Origin of the sequence: Serinibacter arcticus, assembly GCF_004786095.1 — a bacterium.
GTDB classification, from domain to species: Bacteria; Actinomycetota; Actinomycetes; order Actinomycetales; family Beutenbergiaceae; genus Litorihabitans; species Litorihabitans arcticus.
This window is the reverse complement of record NZ_RHPJ01000001.1, coordinates 1,041,691-1,060,947: the sequence shown is the minus strand read 5'-3', so window position 1 is coordinate 1,060,947 and position 19,257 is coordinate 1,041,691. Positions and strand designations below refer to the sequence as shown.

Sequence of the window (19,257 nt, the reverse complement as noted above, 5' to 3'; positions counted from 1 at the left end):
GTGGGGTCGCTGGGGATGGTGACGTCGGAGGGCGGGACCGGGGGCAGTTCGGTGCCCGGCGGGGGGGTGCCGGTGGCGGTGGCGGTGTTGGTGACCTCGCCGGCGTCCACGTCGGCCTGCGTCACGGTGTAGGTCGCCGTGAACACTGCCTGCTGCGTCGGAAGGAGCACGTCCACCGATGCTGGGGTGATCGGTCCCAGGTCGCCGGTTCCGGAGAAGTCGACCTCGACCGGGGCGGCGTCGGTGATCGTGACGTTGCCGGTGTTGGTGACCACGAAGGTGTAGGTGATCTCCTGACCGGCGGTGGTGATGAGTTCGGTGTCAGAGGTCTTGACCACGGTCAGTGCCGGGGTGGGGGGTGAGGGGAGGTTGACGGTTGAAGGCGGGGAGTCCACGGGTGGGCCGGCGGGCGGGGTGCCGGTGGCGGTGGCGGTGTTGGTGGTGTTACCACGGTCGACATCGGCCTGGGTGAGGGTGTAGGTCGCGGTGAAGGTCGTGGACTGGCTGGGGGCCAGGGTCGCGACAGAGGCCGGGGTCACGGGGCTGAGGTTGCCCGAGCCGTTGAAGTCGGTCTCGTTGACGACGACGTCGCTCAGGGTGACGTTGCCGGTGTTGGTGACCAGGAAGGAGTAGGTCACCTGCTGGCCGACCCCGTAGGAGTCCTGGTTGGCCGGATCGACGGTCTTGAGGATCGTCAGTGCTGGGGAGGCGATCGGGTGCGTGGTGCAGGCCGCATTCCCCTCCTCGCAGGTCGCGGGAGGCGTGGTTCCGGTGGGAATGACGTAATTGCCGAGAGCGAGGTCCCCGGTGGCGGGGCTGTCGACGGTGACGGTGTACGTGACCGTCGACTGACCACCTGCAGGGATGACGCCACTGATGCGGAAGGCGTCATCGACGATCGGATCGAGCGTCAGCTGGCTTCCCGAGGTAACGGCAGGGGCCGAAGAGATGGTCGCGTCATCGAGGACGCCCGAGAGATCGTCGGTCTGGTCGACCTCAGCGGGGGCGGTCCCGTTGGCATTGGAGAAGGTGAGGGTGTACTCGACGCTCTGCCCGAACGTCAGCAGCGTTCCGGCCGGGGGGTTTGAAGTCTTGGTGACGTTCAGTTCCGAGCACAGGCCACTGTCCTGCTGCGATGTGGCACCGAAGAAGGGCAGGCCAGTCGAGGCGATCGTTGTCGTCGCGACGGGTGCGGTGGAGGCAGCGGTCGGAACGCTCGCGATCTCGTAGATGTCGCCATTGGCGCCGGCCAGGTAGATGCGACCGCCGCTCTGCGCCGCGCCGTAGGACTCGGGGATGGTACCCACCTGAGTCACCGTGGCATCTGGGGCGATGCGGAACAGTGCGTTGCCGCCTGGCCCGTTGCCGACGGCAAGGATGTCGCCGTCGGCGAGGGTGAGGAAGTCTCCAGCGGATCCGAAACCGGTGGGGAACGAAGCTGCAAACAGCGTCGCAACACCTGTGGTCGGGTCGATGCGGAAGATCTGCTGTGAGGTGGCCTGACCGTTGGGCGCTGCACCAGTGAGGAGTGAGCCGTCGGGCAGTGCGCTCAGCGCGTTCTGGAAGTAGCCGCTTGCTGGCATTCCCGTAATGGCGATCCTAGCAGTTTCGACGCCGGTCGCTGGGTCGATGGTGTAGAGAAATGGTACGCCAGGGAGGATGCCGTAGAGAGTGAGGCCGTCGCTAGAGTAGGCGATATCAGTATAGGAACGGGGGACCGCCACGCTTGATTCGACCGAGCCCGTCGCTGAGTACTGGATCAGTTGCGGCGTCGCAGACCCGGTATTTACGGTGATGTTGCCGGGTGCGCAGATCGGCGCCGCCTGCGCCGCAGGGACGGGTAGGAGAACGCTAAACGCGGTAAACATAGCCGCAACTAGAGCGACAATGGCGAGTACTGCCGAACCTCGAGCGGTTGAAGCCAGGAAACCCTGACCCTTCACCGAGGAAAGCGACGGTTGCATGGACACCTCACAGATAGTCGTGCCACCCACGCGGATATTGCGTGGGCGGTAGCTTTCCGGAAGTTTGACGCTTTAGCCGCCCCCGGACGCGGCAAGGATACAGGCAGCGGGGCGCCAGCGCGCTGGTTGCAAAAAAGTTTCCGTTGCCACCTCGTTGAGCGGAAATATTTCCCAGACCTGAGGGGGATTCTGGGAATTCCAGGAATGCAGGCAACAAAAATTGTTACCGTGTCTGGGTGAAGCCCTGGCGACCACTCTCTTCTTGCCCTCACGTCTCCTCTCTGAATGAGGCCGTGCAGCGCCACCGCCTACCGGCCCGTGCCCCAGCGGTCGACTGCGTGCCGCAGCTCTACCGGTGGATGCCCCGCTCCGGGCCGTGCTCTTGCCTGCCCTCCAGGCCTCGGGGTGACCGACGACCCCGAAGGTGCGATTCGAGGCGCACCCTGTGGCGCTCGTACTATCGCCGTTCATCGGGGCACGCCCGCCGCGCCTCACCGCAGCGGTGTAGCAGTTGCCCAACGCGGGGTGGCACCCATCCGTAGCCACCCCGGCTACGAACCTACCCATCCAAAATCTAGCCCGTTACGAACGTAGGACATCAGGCAGCGTTCGCGTTGCGTGAGTAATTGCTCAACCAACCGCGGGACTTAAGAAGCTAGGTCCCGCATCCGGAGGTAACCTCACAATGGACGAGGTAGACACCGCAATCCTGAACGCCGTTCAGAGCAACCCTCGCATCACCCTTGCCGGCCTCGCGGCTCTCACCAAGGCCACCCTGTCAACGTGTCACCGGAGGCTGCGTCGCCTCGAGGACGCGGGATACATCGCTGGCTACCGAGCCATTATCGATCCCGAGCGCGTCGGGCTCACTTTCCACGCACTCGTCTTCGTAGCTTTGGCGCCTGGGCCTGTCGACAGGTTCGAGGAGTTCGAACAGGCGGCTAGCCTTCTACCAGAGGTGATCGAGGTTCTCCGCCTCAGCGGACGACCCGAGTACGTCTTGCGCGTCATGACCAGTGATTCTGCCGGCTTCAACATCCTCTACGACTTCCAGCTGTCAGATCTTCCGCGAGTTGCGTCCCTACGGTCAGAGCTCATCCTTGGGGTCCCCGTACCAGCTCGAGCGATTGCGATTCCTTCGCCTTGACCCCTGTGCCGGAATGACGCCCCCTGGGTCGCTCTCTCGTTCCCAGTATCGCGAGAGATCCGCTGGCAAGGACGTGTCGCTGGCTCCCGCCGATCCGCTCGGGACCGCATCTCGAACGTCGTCCGGTCCGCCGGCGAACCACGCGCGTGGAGTGCGCGTCCGCGCGTCGCGTCGCGCAGTTCGAGCCGGTCTGCCCCTTGCCTGGTAGTTGCCGATCCCTTCGCCTCAGACGTCGTTGTCAGAGGGACGGCGTAGCCGTCTCACGTGTGCGCGTAGCGCCCTTGGCGGCGGTGGCTGGGTCGAAATGATCGGGCAGCGGGGGAGGGGGACCCCAGGACCATCCAGGCCGTGCACCGGTCGCGCTTATGTAGCCGCTGGCCGAGGTCGCGAGAGTGAGGGCGCGAGCGGTATGCGGGCGGTCAGGTGGGGTCCCGCTGTCCCCTGTGGTCGGGACGAGCCCGGGAGGATGTAGCTCGTGCCGTCCACAGGTGGACAGGGGGCACCTTGGAGCTCAGCTCGCCCAAGCCCGAACGCGCACGGATAGGGATCGACTATCGCTCCTCGGTTGCGGGCTGTCCTGTGTGCTGGTGGACCCCGTCGTGTAGATCAGCTTGGGGCCGCCGATGGTCGTTGTGGTGAGAAGGTCGAGACCGTTGACACATAAAGGTCAGGCGGTCGGAGGCGCCCGTCGCGGCCGCCGGACCGTGCTGACGTCGACGCGGGGTGTCAGCCTGGGGCGACGGTTCTGGTCGCCAGCGCCGAACCGAGCATCATCTCCATCGCCTCGTCGACGAGGCGGTCTCCGCGAGCCCGGTCGATCCGGTTGGATGCGACCAGGGTCGCGATCCCTTGCATCGTGGCGGCGAAGAGCATCTCGAAGCTCTCGCGGGCCACCTCGTCCGTGGCGGAGTGGCGCGGACCCATCGCGTTGTCGAGGGTCGCGAACAGGTCGTGCGCAGCATCAGCGACCGCGCTCGGTCGCGGTGCAGGCGTTGCCGGGAACATCAGATCCATCAGGGCCGCGTCGTCGATCGCGAAGTTGACGTACGCGCGTGCGACCCGGAGGAAGCGCTGGCGAACATCGTCCTGACCGGCCAGTGCGAGCTCGACGTGGGAGGTCAGGCGCCGGAACCCCGTCTCGGCCAGGGCGTCCAGCAGTGCCTGTCGGTCGACGAAGTGGCTTCTCGGTGCTCCGTGGCTCACTCCAGCCCGCCGCGCGAGGTCCCGCAGGGACAGGCCCTGGACCCCGGACTCGCGCAGCACCAGGATCGCCTCGTCGAGGAGCGCGGTACGCAGGCTGCCGTGGTGGAAGGGACGCTCGGTCACGAGGCCAGCCTACCCTCGATCTAGGCATTGACTACTAAGTAGGCGCTGCCTACATTGGGGGCATGACCCCATCTCAGACCCTCCTGGTGTTCGGTGCGACCGGCCAGACCGGACGACACTTCACACGGCTCGCGCTCGACGTCGGTCACCGCGTCCGAGCGGTGGCCCGAACACCGGGCAAGCTGGCGATCGAGCACGACGCGCTCGAGGTCGTGCAGGGCTCCGTCACGGAGCCCCTCGATCTCGACGCCCTCCTCGCCGGCGTGGATGGTGTCGTGGTGATGCTGGGGGACGTCGTCGCCCAGCGCGCACGGCTCGTCAACACGGAGTTCGTCCGCGAGCTCGTACCGGCAATGCGCCGCAGCGGGACCCGTCGTCTGCTCTACCAGGCGGGAGGGTTGAGCGTGGCTCCGGGGAAGCGGCTCATGCCCGTGCTCCGGCTCGTTCGGGCGACCATCGCTCGCGGGTACGACGGGCAGCACCGCGACAACGAGGCCGTGATGCGGTACCTGAGCTCCGAGGCGGACGACATCGCCTGGGTCGCCCACCGTGCCGGCATCGGGTCGGACGGAGTGTCGAAGGGTGTCCTGCGGCGGTCCAGGACCTGGATCAGCATCGGGACGTTCGTCGACTGTGCCGCCTACAACCTGCAGCTGTTGTTCGACGACGATGCTGTGCACTCGTGCGACGGCAGCGCCTACCGGCGCGGACGCTGATCTTGCGCTCGGCAAGGCCGGTGCTTCGTCCCCGGCGCGCAGCGCGGGCGCGGTCCTGCAGGTCTAGCATCAATCGGCCCCGGGTGTCGCGGAGGGCTCCCGCTGGGGTCTGCGAGGCCCCCCTCCATCTTCTCGAGGTGTCTGCATGCCCCTGACGTTCGCCCACCCTGCTGCGGTGCTGCCTCTGCTGAGGGGACCGCTGGTGCCCGCGGCCCTGGTCGCGGGTGCGCTTGCGCCGGACGTTCCCTACTTCTTGCGCGGCCTGCAGGTACCGGTGAGCGCGCAGTCGTGGTGGGAGCCGTTCATGAACGCCACCACGACGCACGACTGGCCCGATGCGGCGACGATCTCGCTACCGACGGCACTGCTGCTCTACCTGGCGATCACCGCGTGCGTGCGACCGTTCAGGTGGCTGATCGCGCTGACGGGGCCGACCCCGAGAAGGCCTGCTCGCGTCCCAGCGTGGTGGGGCTGGATGGTGCTGTCGCTGATCGTCGGCGTGGTGACGCACGTGGTCTGGGACTCCTTCACCCACAGCGAGGGATGGGTCGTCCAGAACGTCGCGTTCCTCAACGAGCACGCGGCCGGATCCCTCACTTGGGCCCGGCTCCTGCAGCACCTCAGCACGGCTGTTGGCCTGGCTGCGATTGCTGTCTATTCGTGGCGTAGACGTGGGCAGTGGTTCCCCGCGAGCAGAGGGGGACGACGGCTGACTCGGCGTGCGGCGATTGTTGGCCTCGCGGCCGCCATTCTTGGCGCAGTTGCCGTTGTGGTGGTCCGAGACGGTCTTGCCTCGGGAGTCGAGCATGTGCTCGCCAGTGCCGCCGTCGGCGCCGGCCTCGGGGCCGCAACCGCCGTTGTCGCCTTCTCGCTGGTCTGGTGGGTCACTCGACCTGACAAGGAGAGACCCAGGCCCTCGTGACCGTTACACGGGCGACGTCTCAGCGGGAGGTCGAGATCAGTGGAGGTCCCGATGTCCCCGATGGTTGTCATGAGCTCGGGGATAGGAGGCATCTGAGGAGCCGTGTTCCCGCCTTCTCACTCCTTGGTCCCCTGTAGCCCCAGCATCAGCCTCAGCATTCGCGCCCGGCCCCTCCCTGCCCGGTCGTTCTCACCGGCCCCCGCGAGGAATCGGCGCGGGAACGCCCAGGCACCAGGTGGCTCCGCGCATCCGACAGGTCAACTGCTGCGTCGATACGCCATCGCGGCGGTGCCGCTCCACCCACTGATGCGCACACCAAGGACGACCCACCCTGTCCCAACGCCGTCGAACATCCGACCGACCATCTCCAGACACAAGGACCGAACCTACGTCCGCAACCGACTCCCCGTGGGGATGGTCCAGCCCATCAAGCGCCGAGGCACCAGGGCCTCCGAGCCACGTGATGCACGAATGACCATCGGCTATCGCCCGCCGGCCTAGGTCTGGTGTCTGCTGCATCGGGTCCGCGCTGGTCAGGTGGGAAGACTGGCGTACGCGGACGGCGCCGGGTCAGGTGTGAGAAACGGATTGGCGTTGGGCGCGCAGGCGGTGGGGACGCCTCCGGTGGTCTGACGTGGGTGCGCTGGCGGGGTAGATCGGGGTGACGGTGGTCATGGCGGCCTTCCTCGCGTTGCCCTCCTGTATGAGCCTTGAAACCCGGATTGGGGTGATGTGCAGGCGTGTCGCGATCTCGCTCTGGGTCATGAGGTCGACGTAGTACATCTTGGCGACCTTGTAGATCCATCGTTGGTGCATCTGCTCGCGGATGGGCTGCTGTTGCCACCTCGTGATCAGGACAGGATCGGTTGAGTTGGTCATAGCGAGTTCTTTCTGTCAGCAGCACGGCACCCCACCTGGTGGTGGGGTGCCGTGCTGCCATTGCCGAGGGAGGTGCTAGGTCAGGCGGGGTTGGTGGCGCGGTAGAGGAAGGCGGCCATGGCGTCACGGGCGACGGGGGCGAGCGGGCGGTAGTAGTCCCGGCCGTCGTTGCCCTCCCAGCCGGTGGCGATACCTGTGCCGTGCATCCAGGTGATCTCCTTGTAGAACTGTGTGGCCGGGGTGACGTCCTCGAACGGTGAGGCTGCTGGCGCTTCGAAGGCCGGGTTACCCGCCTCGCGGTAGAGGAAGGCGGCCATGGCGTCGCGAGCGATGGGCTCCAGGGGGCGGAAGGAGTAAGTGCCGTCACCGTTGTCCCAGCCGGTGGTGATGCCCTGGGTGGAGAGCCAGGAGATCTCCTTGTAGAACTGGTTGTCGGTGTTCACGTCGGTGAAGGGTGAGACGCGGGGTGCGACGTAGGTGGGCGATCCGGCCTCGCGGTAGAGGAAGGCGGCCATGGCGTCACGGTTGATGTTTGCCAGGGGGCGGTAGGAGCGGGTCCCGTCACCGTTGTCCCAGCCGGTGGAGATGTTCGCGGCCGAGAGCCAGGAGATCTCGTTGTAGAACTGGTTGTCCCAGGTGACGTCGGTGAAGGGCTCGCCGACGGTCAGGACGACGCGCTGGTAGTGAGTCAGCGCCGGTGAGCCGTTGTCGGTCCCCTCGAGGATGAGGTGGATCGTCTCGCCGGGGACGGCGTCGGCGGGCACCTCGAGGGTGGCCGAGCTGCCGGTCTGGGGGGCGATCACGGCGGCGCCAGGGTAGCTGCCTGCCTCGGCGTAGTCCCACCACTTCAGCGCGACGTCGTCACCGTCGGGGTCGGTGGCCGTTCCTGACAGCGTCACGGACTGGCCGGCGCGGACGGTGTGGTCCAGGCCCTGGGTGACGGTGAGGTCGGGCTGGTGGTTGGCGTCGTCGTAGTCGTCGGTGACGGTCCACTGCATGCGGGCTGCGTAGTCGAGCTGGAAGTCCTCGAACCAGCGCGCGGCGGCGTAGTCGTTGCGGGGCTGGCCGTCGGGGCCGATGTCACGCACACCGCGGTTGGCCCACTGCAGGGGGTCGCCGGAGGCGTTCGGTGCCTGGCGGCCGCCCCAGCCGCCCCAGGAGGGGTGGGCCCAGCTGGTCAGGCCGTTGTCCATGAGGAGGGCGAAGTTGGAGGAGTCGCCCTCGGAGATCCAGCCGCCCTTGGCCTGCGGAGGAGTCCAGACGCCGTAGCCCATGGCGCGGAGCTCGTCGGCGGTGTACCCCGACAGGGCGAAGTAGTCCTCGGAGTCGAAGCCGGCGGCCATCTGCTTGCCGTCGCCCCAGACGCGGTACTCCGCGCCCATGGGGCCGACCGTGGAGACGTTCGCCGCGGTCCACTCGGGGGTGTGGTAAACAGCGTGCTCGGGCAGGACGACCCCACGCGAGCCGTAGCCCCAGACCGAGGTGGAGACCTCACGGTTGTGAATGTCGGGCCAGTTCGGCTTGATGTAGTCGCGGAACGTGGTGTCCTGCTGGCCCCAGCTCGTGATGACCGTCTTGGCCACGATCTTGTCGTAGATGGCGTCCCACTGCGGGGTGCCCTTGTACTCGTCCTCGATGGACTTCAGGGCCCGGGCGATGGTGTTGGGTCCGCCCCAGGCCTGGAGGAAGACCTGGCCGGGCTCGTCGTCGAGCAGGATCTCCTTGATGAAGTTCGAGCCGTCGGTGTCCTCGGCCATCTCGCCGATGTTCTTGACGTTGCCCCAGTACGTCATGTCGCGCAGCGACTCGGCGGTGGGGTAGCGCGCGTCGTGGACGCGGAGGTTGCTCTGGACCTTCTCGTAGGCGTTGATGGCCTGGTCGATGTGGTAGATCGTGTCGGGGCTGATCTCGGGCCAGCGCTTGGGAGCCAGGCCGGTGGCCGGGTCGCCCATCCAGTGGTGCTGGCTGGCGGAGTAGACCAGGCCGACGATGTCGATCTCGTTGCTGTAGAGCAGGACCCGGAGCATCGAGTTGAGGTCATCGAGCTCGGGGTCGGTGGTGATGATCGTGCGCGGGGCGTCGGTGTTGACGTCGATGGCGGCGTTCGCGGCCACGGCCGGCGGGACCACCGGTGCGGCGGTTGCCGAGGCGCATGCCAGGGGCAGTGCGATGGCCGCCACGCCGAGCGCGGCAACGCTACGACGGATTGCCTTGGATGAGAGTGACACGGGCGAGCTTCCCTCCAGTTGGCTCTGTGCACGTCCATGTGCAGACAGAGGTCATTGCTCTGCCAGCGGCATCGATGCCGCTAGCGTTTGTGGCGTGGTCGGGCCGACTTGCATTCGGCCCGACCACGCCTGTCTCGTCTACTTTCGCAGGAGACTCAAGACAGGCCGGTCACAGCAAAGCTGGGGGAGCTTCACCGATCCCTACGAGTCCTGACGGGGCGAGCGTAACCCGGCCTGCGTTTCTAGTCCATAAAGAATATATATTCGCTCCGCGGAGATGTTGAGGTCGTAGAGCGATCGTCCACAGCTCCATGCTCAGGTCCGAGCGCGCCGGGAGCCGGCTTGCCGTAGCGCGAGCCTTTTTGCCCCTTCGTCCCGATAACTGCCGATTCCCTCGCCTCAGGCGTCGTTGTCAGAGGGGGCGGCGTAGCTGCCTCAGTGTGACGCGTAGCGCCCTTGATGGCGGTGTCTGGGGCGGGATGATCGGGCAGCGGGGGAGGGGACCTACAGACCATCCAGGCCGTGCACGGGTCGCGCTTACGCAGCCGTCGGCCGGTGTTGCCGGGGTGAGAGCGCGAGCGGTGTGCGGGTGGTCAGGTGGGGTCCCGCTGTCCCCCTGTGGTCGGGACGAGCCCGGAGGATGTAGCTCGTGCCGTCCACAGGTGGACAGGGGGCACTCAGATCACCGAGAGACGCCCGGGCCCGTGTCGGCTGCCGGCCGTGGCCGGCGGGGACCGTCGGTGCCCGTGGGCGGCTGCTGGACCGCCGCACGCGGGTTGGTGGGAGAGCCCGCTGCGCGGCGCTGCTGGGCGCGGTGGTTCTCGTCTGCGCGTTCGACGGCGGCTTGGATGCGGGCGGGGTCGGTCTTCATCCGCTCCGGCGGTACGCCGGCGTCGATCGCTGTCCGGGTGAGTTCGGCCAGGCCGGCGTTGGGGCCGGTGCGGTCGGCGTGCTCGAGGATCGCGGTGGCTGAGGCTGAGCCTTGGTTGGTGAGGTAGTCGGTGACGCCGGCGACGGTGGCGAGGTCGCCGCGGTAGGCCTGTGGTGCGCCCCGGTAGAGCTGGAGCAGTGCTTCGGTTCGGTCGGTCCGGTCCACGCTCTGCGTGATGACGCCGTCGCGGACGGTCTTGTCGGAGACGATCGCGTGCGCGGCCGCGGCGCGGGGTCCGGGGCCGACGTCGGATCGTGGCGCCGCGATCGCGTCGAGGCGCTCCACAACCATGGCCACTCGCTGCGAGGGCAGCGTGTCCTGGATGGCCGCCCGCTGCGCCGGGGTCGCTACGGAGTAGGTCGGCTGCGGCAGGGGCGCGTAGCGCTGGATCATCGCGTCACGGTCGGCGGCCGGGGCGACGCGGTCGAGCCGCAGTGCGAAATCGGTCGCATCGGCCACGGGCTCGGGGTCGCTCCAGCGGCCTTCGTCCAAGATGCTCACGGCCTGGTGGTTGAGGTCGACGGTCATGACCTGAGCCACGGGTAGGTAGGTGTCCAGCTCCTGCGCGAGGGAGTAGGCGCGGCCGGGCCCGTCCGGGCCGTATCCGATGACGAGGGCGCCGGTGGCTCGGCTCTGCTCGAGCGGGTCTGCGAGGGCCGCGGCGAGGCTGGTCGCGTAGTCGGTGTTGCGGTCGGGGGTGCCCTGCCAGTTGACGGCGGCGCCGATAGATAGTGGGGGCACCATGAGCGAGACAGACGGCGTCGATGAGACGTTCGACCAAACCATGCACGTCGCACTCACCGCCGCGGCGCGCGCGGGAGAGACGATCGCCCGGATGCGCGAGGAGTCACACCGCCGGGACACGACCCGCGCCGACGGCGAACGCGCACAGCTCGAAACGCGCTTCGGCGCCGAGCAGCAGGCCTCCGTTGCCCAGTTGGACGTCGTGCGCGACCCGCAGTGGTGGGACAAGGCCAGCCGCGAGGACGTCGTCGCGACCTGGCAGCTCGCCCACACCTGGCGCGAGGACCCGGCCGCCGCCCGTGCGATCGACCGGATGCGCGAAGAGGTCAAGACCCGCTACGGCGCCGACGTCGGCACCGACAGCAACGGCCGCCAGGTCGACGGGCTTCTGCAGCAAGCCAGCGCGGACCGCTACCAATCCTCCGAGGAACGCAATAGCGCCCAGCGGGAGCAGCTCGAGGCCAACCGGATCGTTGCACGAGCCGACCGAGCCGACCAGGCACACGAGAGGATTTCCACGGTGACGGCGGCGGCGACGGAGCCCGAGCGACTGGAGGCTCAGGCCGAGGCCACTTACGACAGCGCTGAACGCCGTCAGCAACGCGCCGACCAGCTCGAGCAGTCAGGCGTCGACAAAGAGGTAGCCGCCGGCGTCCTACGAGCCGATGTCGGCCAAGCCAGGCCCGCCACGGACGCCGTCCGGACTGTGCGCGGGAAGGCCGCCCGCGGAGCAGCCCGCACAGCACGCGCGAGCGTCTCGGCCAAAGTGGAGCCGTCCCGGTAGGACCTCCGGCGGAGGTGTGAGTTCGTGCAGCAGGCTGCTGCACGCACTGGTCTGACGTTGTCGCGCACCCGCAACGCGCGCTCCAGCAACCTTCTTGACCAGGACAGCTAGGCTCGGTTCGAGCAAGAGGAGGACGATATGGCCAAGAGATACCAGGTCACGGTTCGGGGTGCAGCCTCGACGGCCGAGCGGTCGACGAGAGCATCGGCGACGCTTGAGAACCGCATCGTCGCGGGCCCGCGATCGGCGATCACGGGACGCTACGTCAAGCTCAACCCGGCCCGTACCGAGACCACGGTCAGGCCGAAGACGCCCGGCGCGTGACACTCGGGCCTGGCTACGGCGAGACGCCCTTGGGCTTTGACGAGCTCGACGCGTTGCTGCCGTCAGTGCGGAATATGCTCGGGGAGCCGGTCACGAAGGCGGCCGTGTACGAGATCGAGCAGGCCTACGAAGAAGAGGTCCGCGCCGCACTCGCCCCGGCCGCGGGTAACGGAGACCTGCCGGTAGAAGAGCTGCTCACCACCGCGACGCTGAGGGATCTGCACGCCCGCCTGTACGAAAACGTCTGGACGTGGGCGGGGGCTTTGCGGACGCGAGAGGTCTCGATCGGCGTCGCACCGGAGCAGGTAGCCATCGAACTTCACGCATCGCTGGGCAACCTCGCGTGGCGGTGGCAGCACACCCCATGGACCGCACGCGAGCTGGCCATGGCAGTCCACGCAGAAGCCGTACGTATCCACCCGTTTGTGGACGGCAACGGGCGTTCCACCAGACTCCTGGCCGACCTCGTCCTGCTCGCAGCCCGCGATGACGACGACCTACCCGCGGTCTTCGATTGGGCAGTCGACAAGGTCGCCTACATCCAGGCGCTACGCCAGTACGACCAGACCCGCGATTCCACCGAGCTCGCAGCCCTAGTTGGGTTGACCCTGATCGACTGAGACCGGGGAGCGTCAGTCAGCAGACAGGTCTCGTTTGCCCTCCAGGCAGAGCCTGATCGGGTACCCGCCGCCTGCCCAGTCGTCCATCGCTGCAGAGAGATGGCGGCACGAGGTGGGGGAATGCTGGTCGTTCGGAGGTCGCGCAGGGCCCGACTCCAGCGCGCGCCTGAGCGTCTCATCCAGGCAGCGATGGCCCCACCGCCGGTGCACGTTGCACCTGCCGCAGCGTCATGTGGTCTTCTCGAAGCACGTCCCGTTCCGCTCTGAGAGGTCAGTCATGCCCCCTTTCCCGACCCCGCCCCGTCAGGTCCTGATCGGCGACGCCGCGGCTTTCGTTGGCGTCACTCCCCGGGCGATCCGCCACTACCACCAGGTCGGCCTGCTCCCGGAGCGCGAGCGGGGCGGCGATGGCCGCCGCCGGTACGGCTACGCGGAGATCATTCGCCTGCTCTGGATCCGACGCATGGCGGACGCCGGGATTGCACTCGACGACATTCGCGATGCGTTCGCCGGCGCTGCACCGGGCGGTGGCGGCGGAGAGCACGAGGTCGAGGGTGTCCTCGTACGGCTGGAGGACGCCCTCGCCGCCCAGGAGGCCGAGCTGCAGCGGAAGCGCGCCTCGGTGCGGCGCATGCGGAACCTCGGCAGTCGGCTGGGATTGTTCAACGATCTCGTCTCCGGCCGCCTTGAGGGCGTGCCCGAGGGTTCGCTGCGCCAGGACGACCTGGACACCCTGCTGGTCACCGAACGAATCTTCGGTCCGCTCGGCGCCGTCGTGCAGGCGGGTCGCTTCCTCGTTCTCGCTCACGATCCCGAGCTGCGCGCCGAGTCCGACCGCGTCGACGCCGCCGAGGAGGCGCTCGACGACACGGTCGCCATCGACGACCCCCGGGTGGCACAGGTCGCGGCCGAGCGGCACGCCTTCGAGAACGCGCTGATGCGCGCGATCGAAGAGTCCGGTCAGCTGGAGGAGGACAACGCCATCTTCGACGCCTGGGACGAGCGGCATCCGCCCGAGGACATCGAGGCGCCTGGCCCTGCCCCGGCGGAGGGCTCCCGCGTTAGGAGCACGGCGGAGGTCATCCGGAGCATGCCCTACGACTTCTCCCCGGCTCGCCTGCGCAGCATGGAGCTGGCGGTGAAGCTCGGGGCGTCGGCCGCGCCGGCGCCGTGAGTAAAGCCCGCAGGTGTCTGAACCATCATCAGCCACCACGTCTCCGGGCGGCCAAACATTCTCACCAGACCTCGGAACTGATCAGCGGATGGAGAACCGGCGCCGTCGCCTGAAATTGCAGAGGGGCGCCGCCGCCCAGCCCTGACCGATGGGCGGCGGCGTCGGGGGCAGCACATGGGTGACAAGACACCGGCGTCGGGCCGAAGAGAGGTCGTTTGACGCGGTTTGACATAATATAGGTTATCGGCAATGCGCGAGAGACACGGTCGTCCCGACCTAGATTCCGTGAGCCTCGTAGCGGCCGCCGCGACCTGCCGGCCCGCCCTCCTCGTCTCGACCCGGCGTCGGCCCTGCGTGATAGACCAGAGTGGTGACGCACACCACCTCCCAGACACGGTTCGACGATCTCGACGACTACCTCGCCCTGCCGCGCACCGGCGCGCTCGCCCTGTCCCCGGACGGCCGCCGGCTCGTCGCCGCGCAGTCCGCACTGAACGCGGACGCCACGCGCTGGAGCACCTCCCTGTGGGAGGTCGACCCGGACGGTGAGGCCCCGGCCCGCCGGTTGACGCGCGGCGCCAAGGGTGAGGGTGGTCCCGCCTTCACCGCCGCCGGCGACCTGCTGTTCGTGGCCACACGCGCGGGCGAGGACGACGACGCCAAGCCCTGCGTCTGGCGGCTGCCCGCGGGTGGCGGCGAGGCGCACGCGCTCGTGCGCCGCCCCGGCGGCATCTCGGGCGTGCTTCCGGCGCGCGCCGCCGACACCGTCGTCGTCGTGGCCGACACGCTGCCCGGCGCGACCGACGAGGCGAGCGAGCGCCGGCTGCGCAAGGCCCGTTCGAAGAACAAGGTCTCCGCCATCCTGCACACCGGCTACCCGGTGCGGTACTGGGACCACGACCTCGGGCCGGACGCGCCTCGGCTGTTCGCCGTCGAGGGTGCCCCGCTCGCCCCGGAGAAGACCGACGAGAACGACGACGCGGAGGACGGGACGGCCGACGTCGAGGTCACGCCGGCGGACCAGGGCCCCGACGACGAGCGCGGCACCCGCGACCTCACGCCCGACGCCGGCAAGGCGCTGCTCGGCTCGTCCTCCGCGATCAGCGACGACGGGGCGTTCGTCGTCGCGACGTGGCACACCTCCGCGGGGTCCGCGATCCGCAGCCACCTGGTGCGCATCGACGTCGCCACGGGCGAGCGCTCCGTGCTCGTGACGGAGGAGGACGCCGACCTCGAGGACCCGGTCGTCAGCCCGGACGGCGCGTCTGTCGCCTACGTCGCCAGCTCGATCTCCTCGCCGGAGGAGGCGCCGCGCAGGACTGCGTGGATCGTCCCCGCCGCCGGCGGGGCCGCGCGCCGGCTCGCCGAGGCGTGGGACCGCTGGCCGGCGTCGCTGACCTGGCTGCCGGACTCCTCCGGTCTGCTGGTGACGGCCGACGAGCAGGGCCACTCGCCGATCTTCCGCGTCGCGCTCGAGGGTGCGGACCAGCCCGAGCGGCTGACGACGGACGGGGCGTACGGATCCGTCGTCGTGGCCCCCGACGGCACGCACGCGTTCGCGACCCGCAGCTCCTACGCCTACCCGGCCGAGGTCGTGCGGATCGACCTGGGCGACGGCGTCGCCCCCGACGAGCGCGTCCGCGCGCTGCGCGGTCCGGCCGAGCGTCCGGCGCTGCCGGGCCGTCTCGAGGACGTCGCCACGACGGTCACGGACGCCGACGGGAGCACGCACACCGTGCGGTCCTACCTCGCGCTGCCGGAGGGTGCCTCCGAGGAGAATCCTGCGCCGCTGCTGCTGTGGATCCACGGCGGTCCGCTGGGGTCGTGGAACGCGTGGAGCTGGCGCTGGAACCCGTGGATCATGGTCGCCCGCGGCTACGCGGTGCTGCTTCCGGACCCGGCCCTGTCCACCGGCTACGGCCAGGAGTTCGTGCAGCGCGGCTGGGGCGCCTGGGGTGACGCGCCGTACACCGACCTGATGGCGGCGACGGACGCCGTCGAGCAGCGGCCGGAGATCGACGAGACGCGCACGGCCGCGATGGGCGGGTCCTTCGGCGGCTACATGGCCAACTGGGTGGCCGGGCACACGGACCGGTTCGACGCCGTCGTGACGCACGCGAGCCTGTGGGCGCTGGACCAGTTCGGGCCGACGACGGACGCCGCCTACTACTGGGCGCGCGAGATGACGCCGGAGATGGGCCTGGAGAACTCGCCGCACCGGTTCGTCGGTGACATCCGCACGCCGATGCTCGTCATCCACGGTGACAAGGACTACCGGGTACCGATCGGCGAGGGCCTGCGGCTGTGGACCGAGCTGCTCTCGTCGTCGGGTCTACCGGCCGCGGAGGATGGGTCGACCGTTCACCGGTTCCTGTACTTCCCGGACGAGAACCACTGGATCCTCACGCCGCAGCACGCGAAGGTCTGGTACGAGGTGGTCGAGACGTTCCTCGCGGAGCACGTGCTCGGCGAGGCGCGCGACCTGCCCGAGGTGCTGGGCTGACCGGGCAGTGAGCCGGCTCGGCTGAGGCTCAGCCGACCGCCGTGAGATCGACGTCGGTGCCCGCGACCGTGACGCGGACACCGGCGTCGACCACGTTCAGCTCCGAGATCTCCAGGCCCGGCGGCAGGCCGGGGACGTCGATGCGCAGGTCGGTCAGCCGAGCGGCGAGCCCGGCGGGCAGGTCGGTGATCGGGACGTCGAAGCCGGCCACGGTGAGCGTGCCGACGTCCACGGCGATCTGACCGTCCGCGGCCCGCGGCAGGAGCGTCACGTCGAGGGTCAGCCCGCCGATGAGGTCGGTGCTGGCGACGACGGTCCCCTCGCGCGCGGCGAGCGTCACGTCCGGCAGGTCGGTGAGCTCGCGCTCCAGGAGGGTCTGCAGGGCCGCCGTCGAGAGCGTGCCGGAGGCGGTGACGGTCCCGGCGTTGCCGAGGGCACGCGTGCCCAGGTCGAACGGGAGGTCCGTGACGACGGCGTCGACGTCGGTGAAAGGGACGTCCTCCAGCACGGCGGACGCCGCCGCGAGGTCGATCCGCCGGATCTCCCCGCCGATGATCTGGGTGAGGAACGGGAAGCCCTCGATCGAGGTGGTCACGGCGTCGGCGTCGATCGAGCTCTCGATGGAGTCGGTCACGCCCTGCTCGACCTGGCCCACGATCACGCGGTCGGCCACGACCGCCAGCCCGGCGAGGATCACGAGCACGACGAGGAGCGCGAGAAGACCGCGACCGCGACGACGGGGGCGGCGCGCGGAGTCGGTCGGGGCGCCGTCGAGGATGCTCACGGGGCGACGCTACGCGACCTCCCTCGCGGTACGGCTCAGCGCTCCTCCTGGTGGTCCGGCAGGTCCCACCACTCCAGCACGCGGGTGGCGAGGAACGTCAGCCAGGGCGAGGGCTCGCCCTTGGCGACGTCGACCTCGAACCAGCGCTCGCCGGTGTAGCGCGCGTTGGAGGACCAGCGCCCATCGGCGCCGCGGGAGTCGCGCAGGAGCGTGATCGCGTCGGCGAGGCGGGGGTCGGGGGAGATGCGGTCGTGCAGCGAGGCGGCGCGGAAGTAGTCCAGCGCGTGCAGCGAGGAGTAGATCCAGCGCGAGGGGTAGGCCAGGTGCTCGACCCACGGACCGACGAGCTCGCCGGTCGTGTGGTTCACCGTCAGCCGGCGGCGCAGCAGGTACTCCTCGCCGCGCAGCCGGGTGCGGCGAAGGTCCTGCCGGCCGGTCGCCGTCTCCCACCACAGGATGCCGCGCAGCGCGTTGAGCGTGGAGTGGAACGAGGACCGCGTGGAGCCCTCGACCCACTCGCAGTTCCAGCCGCCGTCCTCCAGCTGGTGCTCGGGGAACCAGGCGACGAGCGCGGAGACGTCGGCGCCGAGCCACACCCCGTTGGCGAGCGTGCTGGCATTGATGCACGCGTCGACCTCGCCGTCCCAGAACGCGCGGTCCTCGTACTCCCACCGCAGGTTCGCCCGGATCTTCTCGGCCGTACCCTCCAGGGCGGAGGCCTCCAGGCCCCACTCGCGCAGCGCCGTCAGGCTCCACGAGGTCGCCGTCCACGGCTGCGCGTCGTCCTCGCCCTCGACGCGCAGCGCGCGCTCGTCCCGGCGGGTGGGGAAGTGCGCCCCGCCGGCCCACGAGCCGTCCTCGTCCTGGAGCGCGAGCAGCCGGGCGCCGAAGCCCTCGGTGGCGACGCGGGCGCGGGTCGCGCGCCAGGTCGCCTCCGGCGCGAGCGCGACGTCCCGCTCGACCTGCCACCGCAGGGCGGGGTCGGTGTCCAGGAGCCAGGGAAGCACGGTGACGTCGTCGTCGCTCATGCCCGTCAGGGTAGGCCCGGGGTGAAGGAACGGCCAGGGGTGGGGCGGTGCCGGACCGCCGGACCGCCGGACCGCCGGACCGCCGGACCGGGCGCTGACCCGAGCGACGCCGGCGGTGCTACCGAGGCGTGATCGCGCGGCTGAGGCGCAGGATGGTGTCGACGACCTCGGTCAGGGGCGGTGTCGCATCTACGACGATCCCCGTGCGCGGGACGTCCTCCCGGGTCCTGTGCAGTCGCAGGACGAGCTCCCGCTCCTCGGGGTCGTGCCCCCACTCGTCGCGCGGCCGTTCGTCGAGGCGCCGCACGAGAGTCTCTTTGTCGACCTCGAGAATGAGGACGGCGTCGAGCTCGGCGACGAGCTGCGCGACGTTTCGCGCTCCACCGCACAGGTAGGTCGCCGGGTGACTGCGGTCCGCGATCAGGGCCCGCGCCCTTGCGAGGTCCCAGATGTGGTGCTCGTGATCGTGGGTCGCGGTGGCGGCGCCGGTGTGCGGGTCGCCCTGGTAGGCGAGGTCGCGGTCGCCGTTCACGGCGTGGATCCCGCGTCGCTGGAGCTCCCGGCAGACAGCCGTCTTGCCCGTTCCCGACACGCCCTCGACGAGGAAGTTCGTTGCGCCCACGTCTCAGACCGCCGTCGCGATGTCCGCGTAGTCTCCGCCGCACACGCCCAGCAGGGCGTCGGGCGCGAGCTCGACGTCGAAGCCCCGCCGACCGCCGGACACGAGCACGGTCTCCTGGAGGATCGCCGAGGAGTCGAGCACCGTGCGGTGCCGCAGCTTCTGGCCCAGGGGCGAGATGCCGCCGAGCACGTAGCCGGTCCGACGCTGGGCCACGGCGGGATCGGCCATCGTCGCGCGCTTGCCGCCGACGGCGCGCGCCACCTCCTTGAGGTCGAGGCGGCCCGAGACCGGGACGACGGCGACGACCAGCTCGCCGTCGACGTCGACCATCAGCGTCTTGAACACGCGCTCCGCCGCGATGCCGAGCTTCTCGGACGCCTCGAGGCCGAACGACGTCGCGCGCGGGTCGTGGTCGTAGGTGTGCGCCGTGAAGGGCACCCCCGCCGCCTCGAGGGCCAGGGTCGCGGGCGTGCCGGTGCTCATGCGAGAAGTCTCCCGCACGCCCCGGACATGCCTCGCGAACGCCCGAAAGTACCTCGCGAACGCCCGAAAGTGCCTCGC

General features: G+C 69.3%; 16 protein-coding genes. 7 read left to right on the top strand and 9 right to left on the bottom strand.

Annotated features, from left to right (window positions below):
• A partial coding sequence (locus SERN_RS04860) for a DUF7507 domain-containing protein (protein WP_158292566.1) occupies positions 1-1,868 on the bottom strand: 1,868 nt, incomplete at its 3' end.
• Positions 1,869-2,649: 781 nt separating this feature from the next.
• Between SERN_RS04860 and SERN_RS04855 the strand changes: the two genes are divergently transcribed.
• A complete protein-coding gene (locus SERN_RS04855) occupies positions 2,650-3,111 on the top strand; it encodes an Lrp/AsnC family transcriptional regulator (protein ID WP_135848914.1) in 462 nt (153 codons plus the stop codon).
• A gap of 726 nt (positions 3,112-3,837) precedes the next feature.
• On the opposite strand, the gene SERN_RS04850 is transcribed toward SERN_RS04855, so the two are convergent.
• The gene (locus SERN_RS04850) at positions 3,838-4,437 is read right to left on the bottom strand and encodes a TetR/AcrR family transcriptional regulator (RefSeq protein WP_135848913.1); all 600 of its coding nucleotides are present in this window, start codon (positions 4,435-4,437) and stop codon (positions 3,838-3,840) included.
• Positions 4,438-4,499: 62 nt separating this feature from the next.
• Between SERN_RS04850 and SERN_RS04845 the strand changes: the two genes are divergently transcribed.
• Complete coding sequence (locus tag SERN_RS04845; protein WP_135848912.1) at positions 4,500-5,153, top strand: NAD(P)-dependent oxidoreductase; 654 nt, start codon at positions 4,500-4,502, stop codon at positions 5,151-5,153.
• A gap of 145 nt (positions 5,154-5,298) precedes the next feature.
• Positions 5,299-6,075, top strand: a complete 777-nt coding sequence (locus SERN_RS04840; protein ID WP_135848911.1) for a DUF4184 family protein — start codon at positions 5,299-5,301, stop codon at positions 6,073-6,075.
• A gap of 570 nt (positions 6,076-6,645) precedes the next feature.
• On the opposite strand, the gene SERN_RS04835 is transcribed toward SERN_RS04840, so the two are convergent.
• The 3 genes from SERN_RS04835 to SERN_RS04825 form a co-directional block, all read right to left on the bottom strand.
• Positions 6,646-6,954 carry a hypothetical protein gene (locus SERN_RS04835; RefSeq protein WP_135848910.1) on the bottom strand — a complete coding sequence of 103 codons (309 nt, stop codon included), beginning with the start codon at positions 6,952-6,954 and terminating at the stop codon, positions 6,646-6,648.
• An 80-nt stretch (positions 6,955-7,034) separates the two neighbouring features.
• Positions 7,035-9,134: a nucleoside hydrolase-like domain-containing protein gene (locus SERN_RS04830; protein ID WP_233251461.1), complete on the bottom strand. Its 2,100-nt coding sequence runs from the start codon at positions 9,132-9,134 to the stop codon at positions 7,035-7,037.
• Between the two features lie 730 nt (positions 9,135-9,864).
• Positions 9,865-10,854, bottom strand: a complete 990-nt coding sequence (locus SERN_RS04825; RefSeq protein ID WP_158292565.1) for a DUF4192 family protein — start codon at positions 10,852-10,854, stop codon at positions 9,865-9,867.
• Position 10,855: 1 nt separating this feature from the next.
• On the opposite strand from SERN_RS04825, the gene SERN_RS04820 reads away from it, so the two are divergent.
• The 4 genes from SERN_RS04820 to SERN_RS04805 all read left to right on the top strand — a co-directional run bounded on the left by SERN_RS04820 (position 10,856) and on the right by SERN_RS04805 (position 16,262).
• Positions 10,856-11,641 carry a hypothetical protein gene (locus SERN_RS04820; RefSeq protein ID WP_135848908.1) on the top strand — a complete coding sequence of 262 codons (786 nt, stop codon included), beginning with the start codon at positions 10,856-10,858 and terminating at the stop codon, positions 11,639-11,641.
• A 320-nt stretch (positions 11,642-11,961) separates the two neighbouring features.
• On the top strand, positions 11,962-12,585 hold the full coding sequence (locus SERN_RS04815; protein WP_135848907.1) for a Fic family protein: 624 nt from the start codon (positions 11,962-11,964) through the stop codon (positions 12,583-12,585).
• A gap of 211 nt (positions 12,586-12,796) precedes the next feature.
• The gene (locus SERN_RS04810) at positions 12,797-13,759 is read left to right on the top strand and encodes a helix-turn-helix domain-containing protein (RefSeq protein WP_233251460.1); all 963 of its coding nucleotides are present in this window, start codon (positions 12,797-12,799) and stop codon (positions 13,757-13,759) included.
• Positions 13,760-14,129: 370 nt separating this feature from the next.
• Positions 14,130-16,262, top strand: coding sequence for a S9 family peptidase (locus SERN_RS04805; protein ID WP_135848906.1), 2,133 nt, complete (start codon positions 14,130-14,132; stop codon positions 16,260-16,262).
• A 28-nt stretch (positions 16,263-16,290) separates the two neighbouring features.
• On the opposite strand, the gene SERN_RS04800 is transcribed toward SERN_RS04805, so the two are convergent.
• The 4 genes from SERN_RS04800 to ybaK all read right to left on the bottom strand — a co-directional run bounded on the left by SERN_RS04800 (position 16,291) and on the right by ybaK (position 19,179).
• A complete protein-coding gene (locus tag SERN_RS04800) occupies positions 16,291-17,046 on the bottom strand; it encodes an LmeA family phospholipid-binding protein (RefSeq protein ID WP_135848905.1) in 756 nt (251 codons plus the stop codon).
• A gap of 35 nt (positions 17,047-17,081) precedes the next feature.
• The gene (locus tag SERN_RS04795; protein ID WP_135848904.1) at positions 17,082-18,074 is read right to left on the bottom strand and encodes a squalene cyclase; all 993 of its coding nucleotides are present in this window, start codon (positions 18,072-18,074) and stop codon (positions 17,082-17,084) included.
• A gap of 118 nt (positions 18,075-18,192) precedes the next feature.
• The gene (locus SERN_RS04790) at positions 18,193-18,696 is read right to left on the bottom strand and encodes an AAA family ATPase (protein ID WP_135848903.1); all 504 of its coding nucleotides are present in this window, start codon (positions 18,694-18,696) and stop codon (positions 18,193-18,195) included.
• Positions 18,697-18,699: 3 nt separating this feature from the next.
• Positions 18,700-19,179, bottom strand: a complete 480-nt coding sequence (gene ybaK, locus SERN_RS04785) for a Cys-tRNA(Pro) deacylase (RefSeq protein ID WP_135848902.1) — start codon at positions 19,177-19,179, stop codon at positions 18,700-18,702.
• Between the last annotated feature and the right edge of the window lie 78 nt (positions 19,180-19,257).

What these genes read in the sequence shown, in the direction of transcription:
- SERN_RS04855 (WP_135848914.1), top strand. Translation starts at nt 2,650, where the DNA reads ATGGACGAGGTAGACACCGCAATCCTGAACGCCGTTCAGAGCAACCCT.
- SERN_RS04845 (WP_135848912.1), top strand. Translation starts at nt 4,500, where the DNA reads ATGACCCCATCTCAGACCCTCCTGGTGTTCGGTGCGACCGGCCAGACC.
- SERN_RS04840 (WP_135848911.1), top strand. Translation starts at nt 5,299, where the DNA reads ATGCCCCTGACGTTCGCCCACCCTGCTGCGGTGCTGCCTCTGCTGAGG.
- SERN_RS04835 (WP_135848910.1), bottom strand. Translation starts at nt 6,954, where the DNA reads ATGACCAACTCAACCGATCCTGTCCTGATCACGAGGTGGCAACAGCAG.
- SERN_RS04820 (WP_135848908.1), top strand. Translation starts at nt 10,856, where the DNA reads ATGAGCGAGACAGACGGCGTCGATGAGACGTTCGACCAAACCATGCAC.
- SERN_RS04795 (WP_135848904.1), bottom strand. Translation starts at nt 18,074, where the DNA reads ATGAGCGACGACGACGTCACCGTGCTTCCCTGGCTCCTGGACACCGAC.
- ybaK (WP_135848902.1), bottom strand. Translation starts at nt 19,179, where the DNA reads ATGAGCACCGGCACGCCCGCGACCCTGGCCCTCGAGGCGGCGGGGGTG.